Annotated in this window: 17 protein-coding genes, 7 tRNA genes and 1 riboswitch; of the genes, 1 reads left to right on the plus strand and 23 read right to left on the minus strand. The window is 52.1% G+C overall.

From position 1 onward, the window contains the following. Positions 1–10: 10 nt before the first annotated feature. The 19 genes from NQ534_RS03775 to NQ534_RS03865 form a co-directional block, all read right to left on the minus strand. The gene (locus NQ534_RS03775) at positions 11–1117 is read right to left on the minus strand and encodes an SGNH/GDSL hydrolase family protein (protein ID WP_006862236.1); all 1107 of its coding nucleotides are present in this window, start codon (positions 1115–1117) and stop codon (positions 11–13) included. Positions 1118–1327: 210 nt separating this feature from the next. After that, a complete protein-coding gene (locus tag NQ534_RS03780; RefSeq protein ID WP_006862237.1) occupies positions 1328–2089 on the minus strand; it encodes a formate/nitrite transporter family protein in 762 nt (253 codons plus the stop codon). A gap of 357 nt (positions 2090–2446) precedes the next feature. Then, positions 2447–4132 carry a formate--tetrahydrofolate ligase gene (locus tag NQ534_RS03785; protein WP_040783516.1) on the minus strand — a complete coding sequence of 562 codons (1686 nt, stop codon included), beginning with the start codon at positions 4130–4132 and terminating at the stop codon, positions 2447–2449. Positions 4133–4311: 179 nt separating this feature from the next. Beyond that, positions 4312–4402: riboswitch (THF riboswitch) on the minus strand. A gap of 122 nt (positions 4403–4524) precedes the next feature. Further along, positions 4525–4606: transfer RNA gene (locus NQ534_RS03790), tRNA-Leu, on the minus strand. A 111-nt stretch (positions 4607–4717) separates the two neighbouring features. Next, a tRNA-Lys gene (locus NQ534_RS03795) sits at positions 4718–4790 on the minus strand. 16 nt (positions 4791–4806) lie between these two features. Then, positions 4807–4878 (minus strand) — tRNA-Gln (locus tag NQ534_RS03800). A 19-nt stretch (positions 4879–4897) separates the two neighbouring features. Beyond that, a tRNA-His gene (locus NQ534_RS03805) sits at positions 4898–4971 on the minus strand. Between the two features lie 34 nt (positions 4972–5005). Continuing rightward, positions 5006–5079 (minus strand) — tRNA-Arg (locus tag NQ534_RS03810). Between the two features lie 4 nt (positions 5080–5083). Beyond that, positions 5084–5154, minus strand: a tRNA-Gly gene (locus NQ534_RS03815). A gap of 32 nt (positions 5155–5186) precedes the next feature. Beyond that, positions 5187–5261, minus strand: a tRNA-Pro gene (locus NQ534_RS03820). A 160-nt stretch (positions 5262–5421) separates the two neighbouring features. Next, the gene (locus tag NQ534_RS03825; RefSeq protein WP_006862239.1) at positions 5422–5904 is read right to left on the minus strand and encodes a metallophosphoesterase family protein; all 483 of its coding nucleotides are present in this window, start codon (positions 5902–5904) and stop codon (positions 5422–5424) included. Continuing rightward, a complete protein-coding gene (locus NQ534_RS03830; RefSeq protein ID WP_006862240.1) occupies positions 5882–6517 on the minus strand; it encodes an XTP/dITP diphosphatase in 636 nt (211 codons plus the stop codon). Before NQ534_RS03830 ends, NQ534_RS03825 begins: the two co-directional genes overlap by 23 nt. Next, complete coding sequence (locus NQ534_RS03835) at positions 6517–7863, minus strand: lectin like domain-containing protein (RefSeq protein WP_006862241.1); 1347 nt, start codon at positions 7861–7863, stop codon at positions 6517–6519. The genes NQ534_RS03830 and NQ534_RS03835 overlap by 1 nt, the downstream gene beginning before the upstream one ends. Then, positions 7856–9019, minus strand: a complete 1164-nt coding sequence (locus NQ534_RS03840; protein WP_006862242.1) for a THUMP domain-containing class I SAM-dependent RNA methyltransferase — start codon at positions 9017–9019, stop codon at positions 7856–7858. The genes NQ534_RS03835 and NQ534_RS03840 overlap by 8 nt, the downstream gene beginning before the upstream one ends. Before the next feature lie 143 nt (positions 9020–9162). Further along, the gene (locus NQ534_RS03845; RefSeq protein ID WP_006862243.1) at positions 9163–9468 is read right to left on the minus strand and encodes a rhodanese-like domain-containing protein; all 306 of its coding nucleotides are present in this window, start codon (positions 9466–9468) and stop codon (positions 9163–9165) included. Positions 9469–9984: 516 nt separating this feature from the next. Continuing rightward, positions 9985–10197 carry a hypothetical protein gene (locus tag NQ534_RS03850; RefSeq protein ID WP_006862245.1) on the minus strand — a complete coding sequence of 71 codons (213 nt, stop codon included), beginning with the start codon at positions 10195–10197 and terminating at the stop codon, positions 9985–9987. Between the two features lie 292 nt (positions 10198–10489). Continuing rightward, positions 10490–10933 carry a threonine/serine exporter family protein gene (locus NQ534_RS03855; RefSeq protein ID WP_006862246.1) on the minus strand — a complete coding sequence of 148 codons (444 nt, stop codon included), beginning with the start codon at positions 10931–10933 and terminating at the stop codon, positions 10490–10492. Beyond that, on the minus strand, positions 10927–11703 hold the full coding sequence (locus tag NQ534_RS03860; protein WP_006862247.1) for a threonine/serine exporter family protein: 777 nt from the start codon (positions 11701–11703) through the stop codon (positions 10927–10929). The genes NQ534_RS03855 and NQ534_RS03860 overlap by 7 nt, the downstream gene beginning before the upstream one ends. Further along, entirely contained in the window at positions 11703–12149 is a 447-nt protein-coding gene (locus tag NQ534_RS03865) for a DUF1700 domain-containing protein (protein ID WP_006862248.1), read from the minus strand. Before NQ534_RS03865 ends, NQ534_RS03860 begins: the two co-directional genes overlap by 1 nt. 266 nt (positions 12150–12415) lie before the next feature. On the opposite strand from NQ534_RS03865, the gene NQ534_RS03870 reads away from it, so the two are divergent. Further along, the gene (locus tag NQ534_RS03870; RefSeq protein WP_006862249.1) at positions 12416–13075 is read left to right on the plus strand and encodes a hypothetical protein; all 660 of its coding nucleotides are present in this window, start codon (positions 12416–12418) and stop codon (positions 13073–13075) included. 86 nt (positions 13076–13161) lie between these two features. Here NQ534_RS03870 and NQ534_RS03875 read toward each other — a convergent pair whose 3' ends face one another. From NQ534_RS03875 to NQ534_RS03890, 4 genes are all read right to left on the minus strand, one after another. Continuing rightward, entirely contained in the window at positions 13162–13953 is a 792-nt protein-coding gene (locus NQ534_RS03875; protein ID WP_006862251.1) for a polysaccharide deacetylase family protein, read from the minus strand. 139 nt (positions 13954–14092) lie between these two features. Continuing rightward, positions 14093–15217, minus strand: a complete 1125-nt coding sequence (rpoD, locus tag NQ534_RS03880; protein ID WP_006862252.1) for an RNA polymerase sigma factor RpoD — start codon at positions 15215–15217, stop codon at positions 14093–14095. Continuing rightward, positions 15210–16706 (minus strand): ATP-dependent Clp protease ATP-binding subunit ClpX, encoded by a 1497-nt coding sequence (gene clpX, locus NQ534_RS03885; RefSeq protein WP_006862253.1) that lies wholly within the window; start codon positions 16704–16706, stop codon positions 15210–15212. Before clpX ends, rpoD begins: the two co-directional genes overlap by 8 nt. An 83-nt stretch (positions 16707–16789) precedes the next feature. Continuing rightward, positions 16790–18184, minus strand: coding sequence for a S1C family serine protease (locus tag NQ534_RS03890; RefSeq protein WP_006862254.1), 1395 nt, complete (start codon positions 18182–18184; stop codon positions 16790–16792). Between the last annotated feature and the right edge of the window lie 43 nt (positions 18185–18227).

Consider the following 18227-nt stretch of genomic DNA (forward strand, 5'->3'; position numbering starts at 1 on the left):
ACTCTCTTTTTCAGACCTGCGTCAAAACATAACTGTATATTTTTTTGTAGGTAGCGGTCGTGTAGTGAAGCCCGTCCACCGTCTCGAATTTATTTTTCTGAAGATAGCTGTAGCAGTCTATGTAGCGGTCCGGAAACGCGCTCTTTACCGCGGTATTAAACTTCTTGATATACGACTGCAGAGTGGAACAGGTAAACCAGCCCCAGTCATATTTTTTGTCGATTGGATTGATCGACATAAAATAAAACTCTGCTTTCGGATAGCTCTTCATCAGCTCCTTGTAGCGCGTAATATAGAGGTTGTAGTTTGCAACATCATTGACGCCGAGATTAAACACAACCGTTGCCGTCGGGTTCGCCTTCAGCATTTTTTTCAGCTTTGATTCCCCGGTGCTTACAAACCAGCTATAGCCCTCGCCCACCTTGGCGATGCATTTGCTGCTGATGCCAACGGCGCTTCCAAGACCGACCGTTCTGGAATCACCCACAAAAATATCTACGCTGCCGGTTTTCTTACCAGACGTCTGTGTCTTATCTGCGGGGATATTCGTTGTGCCGGCAACAGCCGTCGTACGGATGCCCTGTGCATTGACATAATATTTTCCGACCGTCTTATTTACCGCCATACTTCCGTTGGACTGGAAGTAATAATAATACTTTCCAATCTTTTTCCAGCCAGTCTGCATCTCACCGGTCGTGGAAAAATAGTAGTATTTCGAAGCAATCTTTACCTTCCCTGTAGCAGCCGCCCCTGTCTTCGGCGAGAAGTAATATCTCTTTGTGCCGATTTTCTGCCAGCCGGTCGCGAGACTGCCGTCGCTCTCAAAGAAGTAACGCTTTCCGTTGTACTTTGCAAGCCCGGTCTTCAGATAGCCGTTCGACATAAAATAATAAATCTCTCCGTCTATCTTCAGCCATGCGCTTTTCGCGTATTTTCCGCTGTTATAGCGATAACGGTATCCCTTCGCTGCGATGACCCACTTTCCGGCTTTTGCCTTCGGCGCTTTCATAACGTTTGTGAGTTTCGCCGCTTCCACCTTTGTACCGGTAATGGTTGTCCCAAGACCAAGCGTAAGAAGCAGACATGCCATCATGAGAATAAATCTGATTTTCTTCATAATACCTCCCAATAACTCCCAAATACGTTATCAGTATAACACAGGGAAAAAAATATCTCAACCTTTATTTAAAGATTGAGACATTTTTTTGCAATATTCACAATATCTATGACACATTTTTGTAATTTTTTCACCTTCCGGCTACCATAACCCCGAAAAAGCAGCCGCAGCTCTTCCCGGAGAGCGCCGGATACGTGTCTGTCCGGTCTTTTATGCCTTCTCCTTCGAAATGAAGTAGTAGGGAAGCGCCACAAAGACGATACCGCCCACCATGTTTCCGAGCGTAACAATCAGAAGATTGTACAAAAAGCCGCCCAGACCAACTGCCGCTCCATTCATCATACCGACGGACAGAAACGTCATGTTCGCAATGCTGTGCTCAAAACCGCAGGTCACGAAGGTTCCCACGCAGCAGAAATTCATCACGATTTTCGCTCCCTCCGATTTCAGCCTGGTTCCGCACCAGATTGCCACACACACCAGAATGTTGCAGAGAATTGCCTTTGCAAACAGGTTTGCCGGCGTGCCCGTTGCCTTTGCCACCGCCGTGTTTTCAAAAAATGCTCCGACATCGCCGCTGCCCGGTATTCCCGTCATGGTAAAAATACCCGCCGCCACCACGGAACCGACCAGATTGCCGAGATAACATACGACCCATACCTTCGCCGTCTGCGCCCAGGTCACCGTCTTTTTCAGCGCGCCGACTGACATCACGAAATTGTTGCCGGTAAACAGCTCCGCACCGGCTACTGTCACAAAACAGAGTCCGACCGAGAAAATGATGCCGCATACCAGCTTCTGCGCCGGCTGACCGGTCATATAGCCGCCGACGATTCCCATGAGGATACTTCCGAAAGCGATATACAGTCCCGCCATCATGGAAGAAATAAAATATCCCGCCGGGTTCTTTTTCAAAAAGTTACTTTTTGCAAGCGCCGTATTCGACGCCGCTTTATAATCCTCCTGAAACATGCTATGTACCTCCCAGATAAAATACGCAATCGTTCTGTAAAACCACAGATACAGACAGGCACCCCGATATCACATGTCATAAGCAGCTTTCATTATAGAAAACCAGTGAAAACATGGATACAGGCTGCCTGTCCTTTTAAATTTCAGAAAACATCCGCACGGAGTGCTCTGACCCGAAGGGTTCAGAAAACGCCTGCGTTTTCTGTGCGCCGGACGCTTTTCCGCTTGCGTCCGTGCGCATCCTGCACAGAGTGCTCTGACCCGAAGGGTTCAGAAAACGCTTGCATTTTCTGCGCGCCGGACGCTTTTCCGCTTGCGTCCGTGCGCATCCTGCACGGAGTGCTCTGGCCCGAAGGGTTAGAACAATCCGGAAATCTTTCCGTTCTCGTCCACGTCGATGCGCTCTGCAGCCGGTACCTTCGGCAGACCCGGCATCGTCATGATCTCGCCTGTCAGCGCCACGATGAAGCCTGCGCCTGCGGAGATCTTCAGGTTGCGTACCGTTACCTCAAAGCCGGTCGGTGCGCCGAGTTTCGTCTGGTCGTCGGTCAAGCTGTACTGTGTCTTTGCCATGCAGATCGGGCAGTGCTCGTAACCAAGGGCGGTCAGCTCTTTCGCCTGCTTCTGTGCGTTTGCTGTCAGAACTACCCTGCTTCCGCCGTAGATCTTCTGCACGATTGCGTTCAGCTTGTCCTCGATGGTGCCGTCCAGCTCATACGCGAAGGTGAAGTCATTCGGCTGTTCGCAAAGTCTTACAACCTCTTCCGCAAGTGCGATACCGCCCTCGCCGCCTTTTGCCCATACTTCGGAGAGCACAACATTTACGCCAAGCTCTTTGCATTTTGCCTCAACAAGGTCAAGCTCTGCCTTCGTGTCGGTCGGGAATGCGTTGATGGCAACCACGCACGGAAGCTTGTATACGTTTGTGATGTTGCTTACATGTTTCAGAAGGTTCGGAAGGCCTTTCTCCAGCGCCTCCAGGTTCTCATTGTTGAGATCCGCCTTTGCCACGCCGCCGTTGTATTTCAGCGCGCGCACTGTTGCCACGATGACAACCGCGTTCGGCTTCAGTCCCGCCATACGGCACTTGATATCCAGGAATTTCTCAGCTCCGAGGTCTGCGCCGAAGCCTGCCTCTGTTACCGTATAGTCAGCCAGCTTTAATGCCAGCTTGGTTGCGGTTACGGAGTTGCATCCGTGTGCGATGTTTGCGAACGGGCCGCCGTGCACGATCGCCGGGGTGTGCTCCAGTGTCTGTACCAGATTCGGCTTCAGGGCATCCTTCAGAAGTGCAGTCATTGCACCCTCTGCGTGCAGGTCGCCCGCCGTTACCGGCTTCTGTTCGGAAGCTTTTCCGTATGTATAGCCCACAATGATTCTTGCAAGTCTCTTCTTAAGGTCTGTGATGTCGCTTGCCAGGCAGAGCACCGCCATGATTTCAGATGCTACTGTGATATCGTAGCCGTCCTCTCTCGGCATTCCGTTTGTCTTTCCGCCAAGACCGTCCACCACGTTACGAAGCTGACGGTCGTTCATGTCCACGCAGCGTCTCCAGGTAATCTTGCGCGGGTCGATGTTCAGCTCGTTGCCCTGGAAGATGTGGTTGTCCAGCATCGCCGCCAGCAGGTTGTTTGCCGCGCCGATCGCGTGGAAGTCGCCCGTGAAGTGAAGGTTGATATCCTCCATCGGGACTACCTGTGCATAGCCGCCGCCTGCAGCGCCGCCCTTTACGCCGAATACCGGTCCGAGGGACGGTTCACGCAGCGCCACCATGACCTTCTTGCCGATTCTGGAAAGACCGTCTGCCAGACCCACGGAGGTGGTGGTCTTTCCCTCTCCTGCCGGTGTCGGGTTGATTGCCGTCACCAGGATCAGCTTGCCGTTCTCGGCATCTGTATCCTTTAACAGGTTATAATCAATTTTTGCTTTATATTTACCATACTGCTCCAGATATTTCTCGTCGATTCCCGCCTTTGCTGCAATCTCGGTAATCGGCTGCATCGTTGTCTCCTGTGCAATTTCGATGTCTGATTTGAATCCCATAATGATTTTTCCTCCATTCATAATTTTACATTCTGTCTGCCGCGGCACAGCGCACCTGCCTTTTCCGCGAATGCGGATTATTCCGGATACAGCCTGCCGCCTGCTGATTTTGGGCAAAAAAATGCTGCGCAAACCAAAAATATTCCGACTGGCCCAATCAGAACATTATGCTTTTACGCAGTAGCGGAAGCGGTCATATAACGCGGTAACCCTTCGTTCACCGGAAGTCTCCCCATCCGATGACACTTTACGTATAAGACCTACTCTACTTTATGATATTCAGGCACTTCTTTTGCTTTCGTCTAACAGTATACTCACTTTTCGGCTGTTTGTCAAGGATTTATCAAACATTTTTGAAAAAAAAACGACTTTCCGCCGAAAGCCGCCTCTCATGCGGAATGAGGGATTTGAACCCTCACGGTGTAAACCACAGGAACCTAAATCCTGCATGTCTGCCAATTCCATCAATTCCGCTTATCAAAACCGGAGGGACTGCGCCCGGCGCCTGCCGGTCCCGTCTTCTCTGCCGGTCATACCTTTTTATATAACAAAAAGCATCGACCTTTACAATCAATGCTTTCCGGATGAAGCATCGGGGATTCGAACCCCGGACAACTTGATTAAAAGTCAAGTGCTCTACCGACTGAGCTAATGCTCCATAAATATTACTGAAACTGGGCTAGTTGGATTCGAACCAACGAGTGCAGCAGTCAAAGTGCTGTGCCTTACCGCTTGGCGATAGCCCATCATTCGCCGTAACGGCAGGGTGGATAAAGGGATTCGAACCCTTGGCCTCCAGAGCCACAATCTGGCGCGCTAACCAGCTGCGCTATACCCACCATATCCTTTAAAAGGCTTCCTTTTGCAAGGAAACGAGCCTGAAGGGATTCGAACCCCCGACCCACGGCTTAGAAGGCCGTTGCTCTATCCAACTGAGCTACAGACTCACAGAGCGGGTGATGGGAATCGAACCCACGTATCCAGCTTGGAAGGCTGGTGTTCTACCATTGAACTACACCCGCGCAATCGCGTCGCTCCAGCAGTTCTGCTGAAGTCGGGGTGACAGGATTCGAACCTGCGACCTCCTGGTCCCAAACCAGGCGCTCTAGCCAAACTGAGCCACACCCCGGATTCTCGTACTCCTGCGCATCCCACGATTAACGCAAATAAGATTATATTATAGCCTTAAAAAAAAGTCAACTGTTTTTTTCACATTTTTTTACGGTTTTTTGCACATTTTACGTTCTGCGGCAGGATGCCCGGCGGATACGCTGTTTTCGCTGTACCGGCTACTCCAGATATTTAATCGTATAGTCCGCATTGCCCTTCTCATCCAGCTCCATGATGATATAGCTCGGCTTTCTGCCCTCCTGGCGCGGATAGGACAGGCTTCCCGGATTCAGCAGGACCAGACCGTCCTTTTTCTCGATTTTCGGGCGGTGCGTGTGACCATACATCGCAATATCAAAGCCACGTGCGCGCGCCTCCCTGCCAAGCATCTTTGTATCCAGTGAGACATAATAATAATGACCGTGCGTCAGAAGCACCCGGTAATCGCCCAGCATAATCTCCTTCTCCCGCGGCATATCTCCGAAAAAGTCATTGTTTCCGCTCACAATATCCAGCGGCTGTCCGGCAATACGGCTCATACAGCTCTCCGTCTCCTCTGCGTCGCCAAGGTGTATCACGCGCTCCACCGGCTTCTCCGCCAGCAGGACCTTTTCAAAATTTTCATTTCTGCGATGGGTATCACTGACAATCAGTATCTTCATGGACATTCTTCTCCTTATCGTAGTACGCTTTTAGCTTCTCCTTCATCGCCCGCAGCGCCTTTCCCCTGTGGCTGATTTCGTTTTTCTGCTCCGGAGATATTTCCGCGGAGGTACAGCCATACTGCGGAAGGTAAAATACCGGGTCGTAGCCGAAGCCGTTTTCTCCGGCGGACGCATAGCCGATTTCCCCTTCCATCACACCTTCGCTCGTCAGAACAGTGCCGTCCGGAAGCGCCGCCGCAATCACACAGACAAAGCGCGCCGTCCGCTTCTTAGGCGGGACATCCGCAAGAAGCTCCAGGATATGCCTGTTCTTCACCTCATACGGCGTCTGTTCCCCCATATAACGCGCGGAATAAATGCCCGGAGCGCCGTCCAGATAATCGATTTCCAGACCGGAATCATCCGCCAGCACAACGGCGTCCGTCAGCTTCTTCACCGCGCACGCCTTTATCATGGCGTTCTCCGCAAAGCTGGCGCCGTTTTCCTCCACGTCCGCCGTAATGCCCGCTTCCTTCTGCGAAAGCACCGGCACGCCCAGATCCGCGAGAATCATCCGGACTTCCTTCATCTTTCCTTCATTTCCCGTGGCAAATATAATTTTCCCTTCCATTATGCATCCTCTCTGTCTTCTGTATAAGCTTTCAGGCAGACATTCGCCTGATGCTTTTCCTCAGTGCGCGTCCAGATAACGCCATTATGACTAATATACCCTTCTCCGTCCGAAATATCAACTGTTTCTGTCGCTTCTCCCGCCACATATTCTGTCGCCACCGGATACTGCGTCCCCGGTGTATGTATCTCTATGCCGACAGCGTAACGCTGCCCGCTCTCAAGCGCCACCGGCTCGTCCAGCTCTGCCGTATAATAGCCGGTTTCCTGCACAATCCCCCGCTTCAGGGTCCTGCGCTTATAAAAGGAGGAATCGTCCTGGAAATCCTCCACCACAAAGATTTCGTATTCCGTATTCTGCCCGGTCGCGTAAAAGCCTGCCGCCCGCAGATTTTCCGCACCGCCCGCCACATAGACATTTGCAGCAAAGCAGCTTTCATCGCCGTATCCGAGCTGTCCCACCCAGCCGCACAAATCGGTCTGGTAAATATGGTCGTAGTTATCGTTTTCCTCAATTCCTGTGTAGGCGACCGCCTGGTTGCCGATGTTCACGTCCGCATAGGATACGTAAAACACGCCGCCGTCGCCGAATTTTTCTCCCCAGCTGTTCTGGCAGATAAAGGCGCCCGCCTCCTGCGTGTTGCGGTTAAAATGCGACGCTTCGTAATTGTCGTCCCATCCGATAATCAGAACGTCGTGGTTGGAAATCTGGTCGCCGTCGTAAAAATAGGAGTTCTCTATCTGGTTATAGTAGACGGAAGAACTGAAAGCATTATCCAGGTCCATGTATATTGCAGACTGCACCGCTCCGTACTGAAGAACGGCGCGCTTTATGGCGTCATGATCCTTATTCCGGAACATCTGCATCTCCTGGACATGCTTCACCGCCGTCAGCCCTTCGGGCGAATAGCCGTCCCCGTAGGGGTCGTCCTCCTCCAGCACCGGTCCCTGCCAGGCGGCAAGGTACGCCATCACCATCGTGTACGCCCCGCCGTCGTTCTGGTCCTTCGAAAAGCTGTTCTGCAGCGACAGATGGTCCGGCGAGAACACCAGACTCTCCTGCGGCAGAAAATACGCTTCCATTGCCGAGCACGCCGTAATCGCCCAGCAGGTGCCAAGCGAGCCCTGGCTTCTGACCGTTGGCATCCTGCCCGCCTCCCGTCCGTCATAGCGCGCCGGGAGCGCCGAAAGCGTCGTCGCCTCCGCCGTGTCTCTGCTCTGCGTCTCATATACGCTCTGACTGACCGCCACCGTCTCCGGCTCCGCCTGGCGGAGCAGATCGTATGCCAGCCAGGCCACCAGGCACACCAGCACAATTTTTAAAAACGTTTCTGTTTTTTTAATCAATCTGTCTCTCCTGTTTTTTGCGCGGAGGCTTCGGGCCCAGGAACTGATATAGATAGGTCTTCATCATTCCATTATATATTTTCCGGTTTTTATCCGCCTTTCTTCCAATATACTTTTCCGCGTCCTCATAAGCCGTAATGACATACTCCGACCAGCCGTCCAGCCTTGCAAAGCTCCTGCCCATCTCGCGGTACAGCTGCGGAAGCTCGTCCTTCGCGGAAAGACGCTCGCCGTAGGGCGGATTTGTGATGACAAACCCGTATTTTTTCGGATGGCTCAGCTCGCTGACAGGGCGCTGCTGGAAATGAATCAGATGCTCTACCCCGGCGCGTCCGGCGTTTTCCCTCGCCGCCTTTACAATACCGCCGTCAATATCGTATCCCTGTATGTCCACGGAAATCTGCGTATCCACAAGCTCCTCCGCCTCACCGGCAGCCCCGCTCCAGAGCTTTCCGGGAATGAGGTTGTCCCATTTCTCCGCCAGAAAATGGCGGTGCATCCCCGGCGCTATGTTCGCGGCAATCATCGCCGCCTCGATGGGAATCGTCCCGCTGCCGCAGAAAGGATCTACCAGAATGCGATCCCGGTTCCACGGCGTCATTAGAATCATCGCCGCCGCCAGTGTTTCCGTAATCGGCGCCTTTCCCGTAAGCAGACGGTAGCCTCTCTTGTGAAGTGAATCGCCCGACGTGTCAAGCCCAATCACCGCCTCATCCTTCATAAAGAATACCCGGACCGGATAGGACGCCCCGCTCTCCTCAAACCAGTCCTGGTGGTAGACCGTCTTCAGACGCTCCACCATCGCTTTTTTCATAATCGACTGGATATCCGAGGTACTGAACAGCCTACTTTTGACCGACGTCGCCTTTGCCACCCAGAATCTGCCGTCCCGCGGGATATAATCCTCCCAGGGCAGCGCCTTTGTTTTTTCAAACAGCTCGTCAAAGGTTTCGGCGTGCACCCTGCCCACCTTCAGCAGGATGCGTTCCGCCGTGCGCAGGAACATATTCGCATAGCAGATTGCTTCCATGTCCCCCACAAACGTTACCTTTCCGTCCTCCACCTGGCTGATTTCGTAGCCAAGGTCTATAATCTCTCTTTTTAAAACCGCTTCCATTCCAAAATGGCACGGCGCAATTAATTCCACTGTATTCATGCTTGCCGGCTCCCGCACTGTCTCTTTCTCATCGTCATCCCCCGGACTAATTATCCTCTGAACAAAATAGTTATCCTCTGAGCTAATTATCCTCTGGACTAAATAGTCATTATCTGAATTGTATCAAATCGTTCTCTTATCTGTCAATACGTCTCTGTCATTTTGCCGCGGTACGCGTGAAAGCCGCCGACCACCGTCTTTACAAGATACCCCCTGTCCGCCAGCTCCTTCGCCGCGGACATGCTGGAGGAGCCGCGCTCACAGTAAAGAATCAGATACATATCCATCGGAAACATACAGCAGCTCTGCAGCTTTTCGTAGGGAATGTTGATGGCGCCCCGGATGTGACGCTCCCGGTACTCCGCGGGATTGCGCAAATCTATGATGAGCGCATCCGGATTCCCCACATAGCACTCCAGCTGCACCGGTGTAATCATTTCAAATTTCATGGCAAACACTCCTAAATCCGTATATGCTGCGCAACAGTTCAGACAGGCTTCCCTGTTACCGTTCTATTTTAATCTATGCAGCGCGCGCCTTCCCGTTCCTGCGCAGAAAAATCTCATCCGCACAAAAAGACGCCTGCGCGGAAAAATCCTATCCGCACAAAAAACGCCTGCGCGGAAAAATCCTATCCGCGGAAAAATACTGCCTGCGCGAAAAAATCCCGCCCACGCAAAAAAATCCTGTACGCGTGAAAAAATCCTGTACGCATAGAAAATGCGCCGGGATGGTTCCCCGGCGCATCTTGCTTTTGCCTCTTAAATTCTGTATTGGCAGCCCATCCGTCGTCCTCCGGCCCGGATACGTCCTGTGCCGCCGCTTAATTGCAACAGCCCGGACCTGTCATGCCGCCGTTTAATTACAGCAGCCCGGACCAGCCATGCCGCCGCTTAATTGCAGCAGCCCGGACCTGCCATGCCGCTGCTTAATTGCAACAGCCCGGACCTGTCATGCCGCCGCGCTTAATAATCGCAGTCTGTGGTATGATTCTGCGTCTGTACGTTTCTGGCGGCGCCTGCTTTATTCTGTGCTTTGTTCTGCGCCTTATTCTGGCTGCCGGTGCTGTTCTGTGCGCCGGTGCTGTTCATACCGTCTGTAGCTCTGCCTGTTGTGTTTGTGCTGTTATAATTGCAGTTTGTAGTGTTGGATTCGTGCATATTCTTATTCTTTGCCATGCTTCTGACCCTCCTGGTTTGTTAATTTTTAGTTACAGGTCTTATTATTCCTTAATATTTTTTAAATTATGTATTGCAATTTTTTCCATAATATATTATAATTCCCTTTGTAAGAGGAAATACCTCTTACGACCCCTTATTAATTATTTATACTCCCCTCGAAACAGCAGGTAGCTCCCCTACCTGCTGTTTCACGTTATCCGGATATTTCCGCCCCGGCTTATCTAAAGTTTATCCGGGCATTTCCGCCCGGCTTATTTCCGTTCATCCGGATATTTCCGCCCCGGCTTATCTAAAGTTTATCCGGGTGCTCCGGCTTATTTATTTTCTTCAGGGTCTGAAACACGGAATCCATAATAAAGATGGCGAGCGCTATCACCCCCGCAATCTGTGCAGTAAGCGCAAGATAAGAAGCCGCCGCCTCCATATTTCCCATAAACAGCTCATATCCCGTATGATACATCGCCGCGCCCGGCACCAGTGTTAGGATGCCGGAAATCAGAAAAATGGTTACCGGCGTTTTCAGCACCCGCGCAAACAGGTGCGACACCAGCGAAATGACAAGGGCGCTGATAAAGTTCGCCCAGATAGGTCCAAAGTGCGCATTGCAGATGAGGTACACCGCCCACCCGGCGGCGCCTGTCAGCCCGCAGTATCCCAGAAATTTTTTCGGCGTCTCGATTACAACGGAAAACGCCACAATGGCAATAAATGCCCCGACGATCTGTATCAGCATATGCCCACTCCTCTCATCAGTAAGGTCGCCGCCCCGGCGCCTGTCACGATTGCCGCCGCCTTGAGAACGGCTTCCAGGATTTTCGCGCCGCCCGCCACATAATCTCCCTGCAGCGTATCGCGCACAGCGGTCGTCAGCGCCGCGCCGGGAACGATCGGCATTATCCCGCCCACAATCACCATGTCCGCGTCCAGCGGCGGATACAGCGCCTGCAGCAGCAGCGCCGTAATTCCGATCATCAGCGCGCACAGCATGTTTTCTATAAACGCATTAAGCTCCAGCTTTGCGCACAGCAAAAGCACCGCCGCCAGCACAGCGCCGGTGATACCCGCCGCAATCCCGTCGGCGATCGTTCCGCCCAGCAGAATGGAAAAGGCGGCCGCCACCACGACAATGCAGATATTTTTCTGCCAGAGCGCGCAGGTGTGTTCCTCCATGTGCTTCAGCCCCGAAAACGCCTCTTTTAACGACATTTCTCCCGCACAGAACTTACGGGAGATTTCATTTGTTTTTGCTATTCTGTTTAAATTTGTTTCCCTGCTGCGGATACGCTTCACGACCGTCATGGAATCCATATCCGGATTATCCAGCGTGACGATCAGCCCGGTGGCGGTGACATATGCCTCCGCCGATTTCAGCCCGGACACGGAAAGAATCCGGTGTATCGTATCCTCCACCCGGTAGATTTCCGCGCCGCTGCTCAGCATAATCTGCCCGGCGAGCACCGCCGTATCCAGCAGTAATTTGTAATCTGTCAGTTGATTTTCCATTATCTGCCATGTCTCCTGAAAATTGAAATTACCAGTATAATAAGAAGAATCGGCACAAAATATCTTATGGCAAACGCAGCGACCGAGCCGACCAGCCACAAAAGCAGCAGCACGATCAAAATGCCGGCAATGGGAAGCACCCATTTTACCACCAGCGGATTGATGTTCCAGGTGTGCACCCGCCTGTGAAATTCCTCCTGCCGCGGCGTTTCTTCATAATAACCGCCGTTCTCCTTTTCTGTTTCCGCCTCCGACGCTTCCAGAAGCGTTTTGGCAATAAAAACAGGGCTGCCAAGCTCCTCCAGCACATCGCTCTCTCTGCGCCCGGCCGCAACCGCCCCCGAAATATACTCATCATAATAATGCAGATGTCCCTCTATCTGCGCCGGACTCAGCTCGCCCTCAAGCTGCGTGCGCAGGGTATCCAGAAATTCCCGCTTTGTCATCTTTCCTCCTTTAATCGCTTCGCGATGGGATTTTTGAACTCCTGTATCATTTTTGCGGTCTTTGCAGTAAATGCAAAAACCTGCCTAAATTATAGGGCAAATACCTGAAATTCGCAAGAACTTTTCTTGATTTTCAGCAAAATCTGGTCTATACTAAAAGCAGTTCAGCCATATCTTTGCACTTATCTGCATAAACCTTAAAAAGGTGATGCAGTCCAGCCAGGTTATATCAGAACTATTAGAAGTTTTAAAGGGGAGATTCTGAGATGAAAGCACGTAGGTACAGACTTCTGGTGATTATGGTGTGCTGTCTTGCCGGTTTTTCCGGCTGCCGCCGGAAACCAGTCGAAACGGAAACACAGTCCGAGACTGTTTCAGAGACACAGTCAGAAAGCGAAACAGAAACACAGACAACAAAGAAACAGACGGAAACACAGAAGCAGACAACGCAGAAACAGACAACACAGAGAACCACCATCACCCCGTCCACGCAGGTTCCGCAGACCACCTCCACGCAGGCGCAGACGACAGAAGCCGCCCAGACCACCGAAGCCGCCACCCAGCAGTGTCCTTACTGCTATAACTGGTTCGGCACCACGCTCCAGGCGGACGGCAGCTCGGAATATTCCAGCCACGTAGCCGCCGAGGAGGCTTATCTTGAGAGCATCCAGTCCTCTGCAACTACGCCGGATACCTCATCCTACCAGACCGGCGCCGATGGAAATCTCTACGCGCAGTGTCCTTATTGCTTCCAGTGGTTCTCCGATACCGCCGATGCCAGCGGATATTCTCCCTATGCCGACCATGTGGCCGCCGAGTCCGCCTATGCCGCACAGATGGCAAACCAGGATCTTGTGCAATGCCCTTACTGCGGTAACTGGGTAACGCAGGAGGAATACCAGGATCATATCAATAACGGCTGGTAGACAGCTCTCCGGAATTCCCGTTCACAAAGCGGAATTTAAAACAGAAATACTGCAAAAGCGCCGGATAAGCTCCGGCGCTTCACACATCAGGACACATCCGAAATCTGCCTGCCGGTGTGATCCATGTGATAATTGTCTTTATAAATCAGCTCAGAGATTGGCACCACCTCATATCCCTGCTCCGCCAGACCGGTAAGCAGCTCATCCAGCGCCTGCGCTGTGTATTTAGCCCCGTTATGGCAGAGGATTATCGCGCCCTCCTCCAGATTTTTATGCTTCAGCACCGTATCCAGAATGCTCTGCACGCCGTAATCCTTCCAGTCAAGGCTGTCGACCGACCACTGGATCGGATAATAACCGCACTCCTGCGCCGTAAGAATCACCTCGTTATCGTAATCCCCATAGGGCGGACGGAACAGCGTCATTTCCACGCCGGTCAGCTCTTTCACCTTATTATGTACCGTCATCAGCTCGCTGATGCATTCCTCCTTCGACAACTGGCTCATATTCTTATGATTTTCGCTGTGGTTGCCAAGGTCGTGACCGGCTGCCTGAATCTTTTTCACATCCTCCGGATAGGCGGAGACCCAGCCTCCCGTCATAAAAAATGTCACATGGACATTGTGATTGGCGAGAATATCCAGTATCTGCTGCGTGTCCTCATTTCCCCACGCCGCATCGAAGGATAGCGCCACCTGCTTTTTGTCTGTCTCGACACAGTAAACCGGCAGTTCCCGATCCCCGGCGCGGCTGCTCGTCTGCGCGGTGGCATTGCCGAAGCGCACGCCGCCCGCTATCGCCAGCAGGGTGCACAAAAGAATCAGAGCGCCGCCCCGGTGACGCTGCAGCAGACGCTCCATTCGTCCAACGTTTTTCATAACTGTACCTCGAAGCTTTTTTACAGTATATGAAAGCGATGGCTTATCCTATGACGCATCTGCACCGGCAGGCGCCGTCTTTCCCTGTCGCATCTGCGCTTCGCTTTGGTTAGCACGAGCGCCATCCCGAAAACTTTTTCTAGATCAAAAAGTCTTTCAGTCGTTTGCTTCTGGATGGGTGGCGCAGCTTGCGCAGCGCCTTCGCCTCTATCTGACGGATGCGCTCACGGGTAACGTTGAATTCTTTGCCGACCTCTTCCAGGGTCCGCGCTCTGCCGTCAATCAGTCCGAAACGAAGCTGGACTACCTGGCGTTCCCGGTCTGTCAGTGATTCCAGCGCAGTGCCGAGCTCCTCGCGCAGCATGGAGAAGGCTGCGGAATCGGACGGGGAGAGCGCGGAATCATCCTCGATAAAGTCTCCGAGATGGCTGTCGTCCTCCTCACCGATCGGCGTATCAAGCGACACCGGGTCTCTGGAGATCTTCAGCACCTCGCGCACACGCGAAACCGGAACGTTCAGACGCTCCGCCACCTCCTCCGGGGTCGGTTCGCGCCCCAGCTCCTGCAGCAGCGTGCGTGTCATGCGAAGCGTCTTGTTGATCGTCTCCACCATATGCACCGGCACGCGGATCGTCCTGCCGGTATCCGCGATTCCTCTGGTGATTGCCTGACGGATCCACCAGGTGGCATACGTACTGAATTTAAAGCCCTTGGCATAGTCAAACTTGTCCACCGCTTTCATAAGTCCCATATTGCCCTCCTGGATAAGGTCCAGAAACGGCATACCGCGGCCGACATATTTTTTTGCGATGCTGACAACGAGACGCAGGTTCGCCTCAATAAGCCGCTTTTTCGCCTCCTCATCGCCCGCCTCCACTCTTTTCGCGAGTTCTACCTCTTCTTCGGTGGTAAGCAGCGGCACATTGCCGATCTCTTTCAGATACATACGCACCGGATCTTCCGTGCTGACGCCCTCCAGAACGTCCGCATCATCGATAATCTCCACTTCCTCCTCGTCGGAGAGCAGAATATCATCGTCGTTATCCAGAAGAAGCTCCGTCGTATCGTCCGCATTATCCTCATGAACCAGGTCAATATTATGTTTTTCCAGATATTCAAAGACAAAATCCATCTTTTCTTCCGAAATCTGCATCGACCCGAAAGCATCGTTTACCTCTTTGTAGGTAAGCATGTTTTTCTTTGTTTTTGCCTCTGCAACCAAACCTTCCAGTGTTTTTAAAAACTGTTCATGCATTTCATCCATAAACTACTAAATCTCCTCTCAGGGTAATCTGCGGACCTCCGGTATGTTCGATGTATGCCCTGGTAATCGTTACCTTACCAATATTGTCATCTTTGGGAATTTCATACATGATATCGAGCATAATTTCCTCAATAATCGCCCGGAGTGCCCTTGCACCCGTCTTTTTCTCAAGCGCACGCTCGGCAATCGCCTCCAGCGCATCGTCTTCAAACTCCAGTTGTACCTCATCCAGCGCCAGCAGCTTCTGGTACTGCTTTATAATGGCGTTTTTCGGTTCCTTCAGAATCCGGACCATCATTTCCTTCGTCAGTCCCTGCATGGTAAATACGATTGGCAGCCGTCCGATAAACTCCGGAATCATTCCAAATTTGCGAATGTCCTCATTGGTCACCTTTTCCAAAATGTGCGGGTCGCTATCATATTTGTCACGCAGGTCCGCCTGGAAGCCAATGGATGCCTGTTTGTTCAGACGTTCCTTAATAATGTCCTCCAGTCCCGGAAATGCTCCGCCGCAGATAAAGAGTATATTGCGCGTATTTACCGTCTCCAGAGGAACCATTGCATTTTTGCTGTTTGCCCCGACCGGGACCTCCACATCGCTGCCCTCCAGCAGCTTTAACATTCCCTGCTGGACGGATTCGCCGCTCACGTCTCTCTGCGTCGCATTCTGTTTTTTGGCAATCTTATCGATTTCATCTATAAAAATAATACCGCGCTCTGCCTTCTCCACATCATTTCCCGCCGCCGCGAGAAGCTTGGATACCACGCTCTCGATATCATCCCCGATATAGCCCGCCTCCGTCAGGGAGGTGGCATCGGCAATGGCAAGCGGAACATCCAGCAGTCTGGCAAGCGTCTTCACCAGATACGTTTTTCCGCACCCGGTCGGTCCAATCATCAGCATGTTGGACTTTTCAATTTCAATCTCATCCATCGTACCGGTCGCCACCCGCTTGTAGTGGTTGTACACGCCGACGGAAATCACCTTTTTCGCATATTCCTGCCCGATGACATACTCGTCCAGCTTCGCCTTGATTTTGTGGGGCGCCGGAATCGATTTTATATCAAATTCCTTCTGCGGCTGCGGTTTTTTCTTTTTCACCTTCTGACGCTTCGGAACCTCCTCCGGCATATCCGACAGATTTATCATCTGCATGTTCGGGAACCGTCTGGTCAGCTCCATCAGCTCCTTATAGCTGTCCGCATCCATGCGGCTCATGCTGCCAAACGCCTTCTGCAGGCAGTCCGGACAAATCGTAAGATTCATAAGCTCCAGCATTTTTCCGGTCTTACTCTCCGGTCTGTGGCAGATATAACATATTTTTTCATATTCGTCGTCTTTTTTTACTTCTTCCGTCACTTCTTCAGGTTTCTTTACTTCTTCCGGTAAAGAATCTTTTTCTTCTGGCACAAAATCCTCTCCTTCTTCTGTTGCGTGCTTATCTGCACAACTAGCCCATCTTAAGCAATCATAACACAGGAATCTCATTTTCACAAGAAAAGTTTTTATAAAAACGGATAAAAACCCGGAGTGTTTTCGCACTCCGGGTTTCCCGGTATTCCAGTGGCTTTTTAGAATCCAAACCCTCTGAAAAAGTCCTGCATTCCATAGTTACCGTCATTGCTGTCGTAATAGTAGCTGTCGTCTTCCTGGCTGTCATCCGAGCCGCTGTTGTCGGACTTGCTGTTATCCGAGGAAGTCGAGGTCTGCAGGTCTGACTTCTTTCCGAGCTTAACTTCAATCTGCTTTTCCTGATAGCCGTTATCCTCAAATCTCTGCAGCGTTACGGTTACCGTCTCCCCTGCCTCATAATACTGCATACGGTTCAGCAGGTCAGCTCTGCTGGAAATCTTTGTCTCATCCAGCATCGTAATGATATCGCCTGTCTCAATGCCGGCTTCCTTAGCTGCGCTGTTATCTGTCAGCTCATATACCAGGGCTCCGGAGGGAACGTGATAGAGCTCCTTGGTGTCGTCATCAATATCCATCACGGTGATTCCAAGTGCGCCTGCATTTTCCTCATCCACTCTGGTTCTGGTGGTCTGGTTCATCAGATCTTCGATAATCGGCTTTGCAGTGTTGATCGGGATAGCATAACCCATGCCTTCCACGCCTTCCACTGCCGCTTTTGCGGAGTTGATGCCAACCAGGCGTCCGTTCATATCCAGAAGTGCGCCGCCGCTGTTACCGAAGTTGATCGCCGCGTCGGTCTGGATCATATCGTTGGTAACGGTTCCGCTGTCAGTGGAAACGGATACCTCGCGGTCCAGTGCGCTGACAACGCCGGCGGTAACGGACTGCCCGTAGCCGAGTGCATTACCGATGGCAACTACCCACTCGCCAACCTGAAGCTCATCGGAATCGCCGAGCTGGATAATGCCGATCTTATCAGCCACCTCTTCGTCGATATCGTCCAGACTGACTGCGATGACCGCCAGGTCCATCGAGGAATCGGTGCCCTTCACAAGCGCCGGTGCGAGTGTTTTCTCGCCGTCCTCATCATCCTCTACATCCACGCTGAAGCATACCGTCAGCTCCTCTGCTCCTTCTACCACGTGATTGTTTGTGGCAATCAGAAGCTCGTCGTCATTCTTGCCGACGATGATGCCGGAGCCGCCGCTGGTGGTCTCCTGCTGGTAGCTTCTTCCAAAGAAGTCTACCTCCTCGATGCCCACATTCGTGATAGCCACGATGGCCGGCATGGCATCGGATGCAACTGTCTGTACATCCGGCAGTCCGCCGCCTGCATTGCTCTCCTCCTGTGTGGGAATCTCATCGATGTCCGCCGCCTCTGCTGTCGCGGAATCCAGCGTGGTGTCCGCCGCCAGGTCCGCCTGCGCGTCCAGTGTTATGCGGTCCTCCTGCTGATTGCTCTCCATATTTCCAATTCCATATACTGTCGCCCCAAGTGCTCCGACCGCTGCCAGCGCGGCTGCACAGGTACCTATTTTCTTTTTCATACTCATAATCTAAAGACCTCCTGTTTCTTTATGTTGAAAATATCATATC

The sequence above is a fragment of the Marvinbryantia formatexigens DSM 14469 genome (assembly GCF_025148285.1).
Lineage (GTDB): Bacteria > Bacillota > Clostridia > Lachnospirales > Lachnospiraceae > Marvinbryantia > Marvinbryantia formatexigens.

What these genes read in the sequence shown, in the direction of transcription:
- NQ534_RS03850 (WP_006862245.1), bottom strand. Translation starts at nt 10,197, where the DNA reads ATGGCAAAGAATAAGAATATGCACGAATCCAACACTACAAACTGCAAT.
- NQ534_RS03870 (WP_006862249.1), top strand. Translation starts at nt 12,416, where the DNA reads ATGAAAGCACGTAGGTACAGACTTCTGGTGATTATGGTGTGCTGTCTT.
- NQ534_RS03875 (WP_006862251.1), bottom strand. Translation starts at nt 13,953, where the DNA reads ATGAAAAACGTTGGACGAATGGAGCGTCTGCTGCAGCGTCACCGGGGC.
- NQ534_RS03830 (WP_006862240.1), bottom strand. Translation starts at nt 6,517, where the DNA reads ATGGAAGGGAAAATTATATTTGCCACGGGAAATGAAGGAAAGATGAAG.
- NQ534_RS03785 (WP_040783516.1), bottom strand. Translation starts at nt 4,132, where the DNA reads ATGGGATTCAAATCAGACATCGAAATTGCACAGGAGACAACGATGCAG.
- NQ534_RS03825 (WP_006862239.1), bottom strand. Translation starts at nt 5,904, where the DNA reads ATGAAGATACTGATTGTCAGTGATACCCATCGCAGAAATGAAAATTTT.
- NQ534_RS03865 (WP_006862248.1), bottom strand. Translation starts at nt 12,149, where the DNA reads ATGACAAAGCGGGAATTTCTGGATACCCTGCGCACGCAGCTTGAGGGC.
- NQ534_RS03845 (WP_006862243.1), bottom strand. Translation starts at nt 9,468, where the DNA reads ATGAAATTTGAAATGATTACACCGGTGCAGCTGGAGTGCTATGTGGGG.
- NQ534_RS03780 (WP_006862237.1), bottom strand. Translation starts at nt 2,089, where the DNA reads ATGTTTCAGGAGGATTATAAAGCGGCGTCGAATACGGCGCTTGCAAAA.
- rpoD (WP_006862252.1), bottom strand. Translation starts at nt 15,217, where the DNA reads ATGGATGAAATGCATGAACAGTTTTTAAAAACACTGGAAGGTTTGGTT.
- NQ534_RS03855 (WP_006862246.1), bottom strand. Translation starts at nt 10,933, where the DNA reads ATGCTGATACAGATCGTCGGGGCATTTATTGCCATTGTGGCGTTTTCC.
- NQ534_RS03890 (WP_006862254.1), bottom strand. Translation starts at nt 18,184, where the DNA reads ATGAGTATGAAAAAGAAAATAGGTACCTGTGCAGCCGCGCTGGCAGCG.
- clpX (WP_006862253.1), bottom strand. Translation starts at nt 16,706, where the DNA reads ATGAGATTCCTGTGTTATGATTGCTTAAGATGGGCTAGTTGTGCAGAT.
- NQ534_RS03840 (WP_006862242.1), bottom strand. Translation starts at nt 9,019, where the DNA reads ATGAATACAGTGGAATTAATTGCGCCGTGCCATTTTGGAATGGAAGCG.
- NQ534_RS03860 (WP_006862247.1), bottom strand. Translation starts at nt 11,703, where the DNA reads ATGGAAAATCAACTGACAGATTACAAATTACTGCTGGATACGGCGGTG.
- NQ534_RS03775 (WP_006862236.1), bottom strand. Translation starts at nt 1,117, where the DNA reads ATGAAGAAAATCAGATTTATTCTCATGATGGCATGTCTGCTTCTTACG.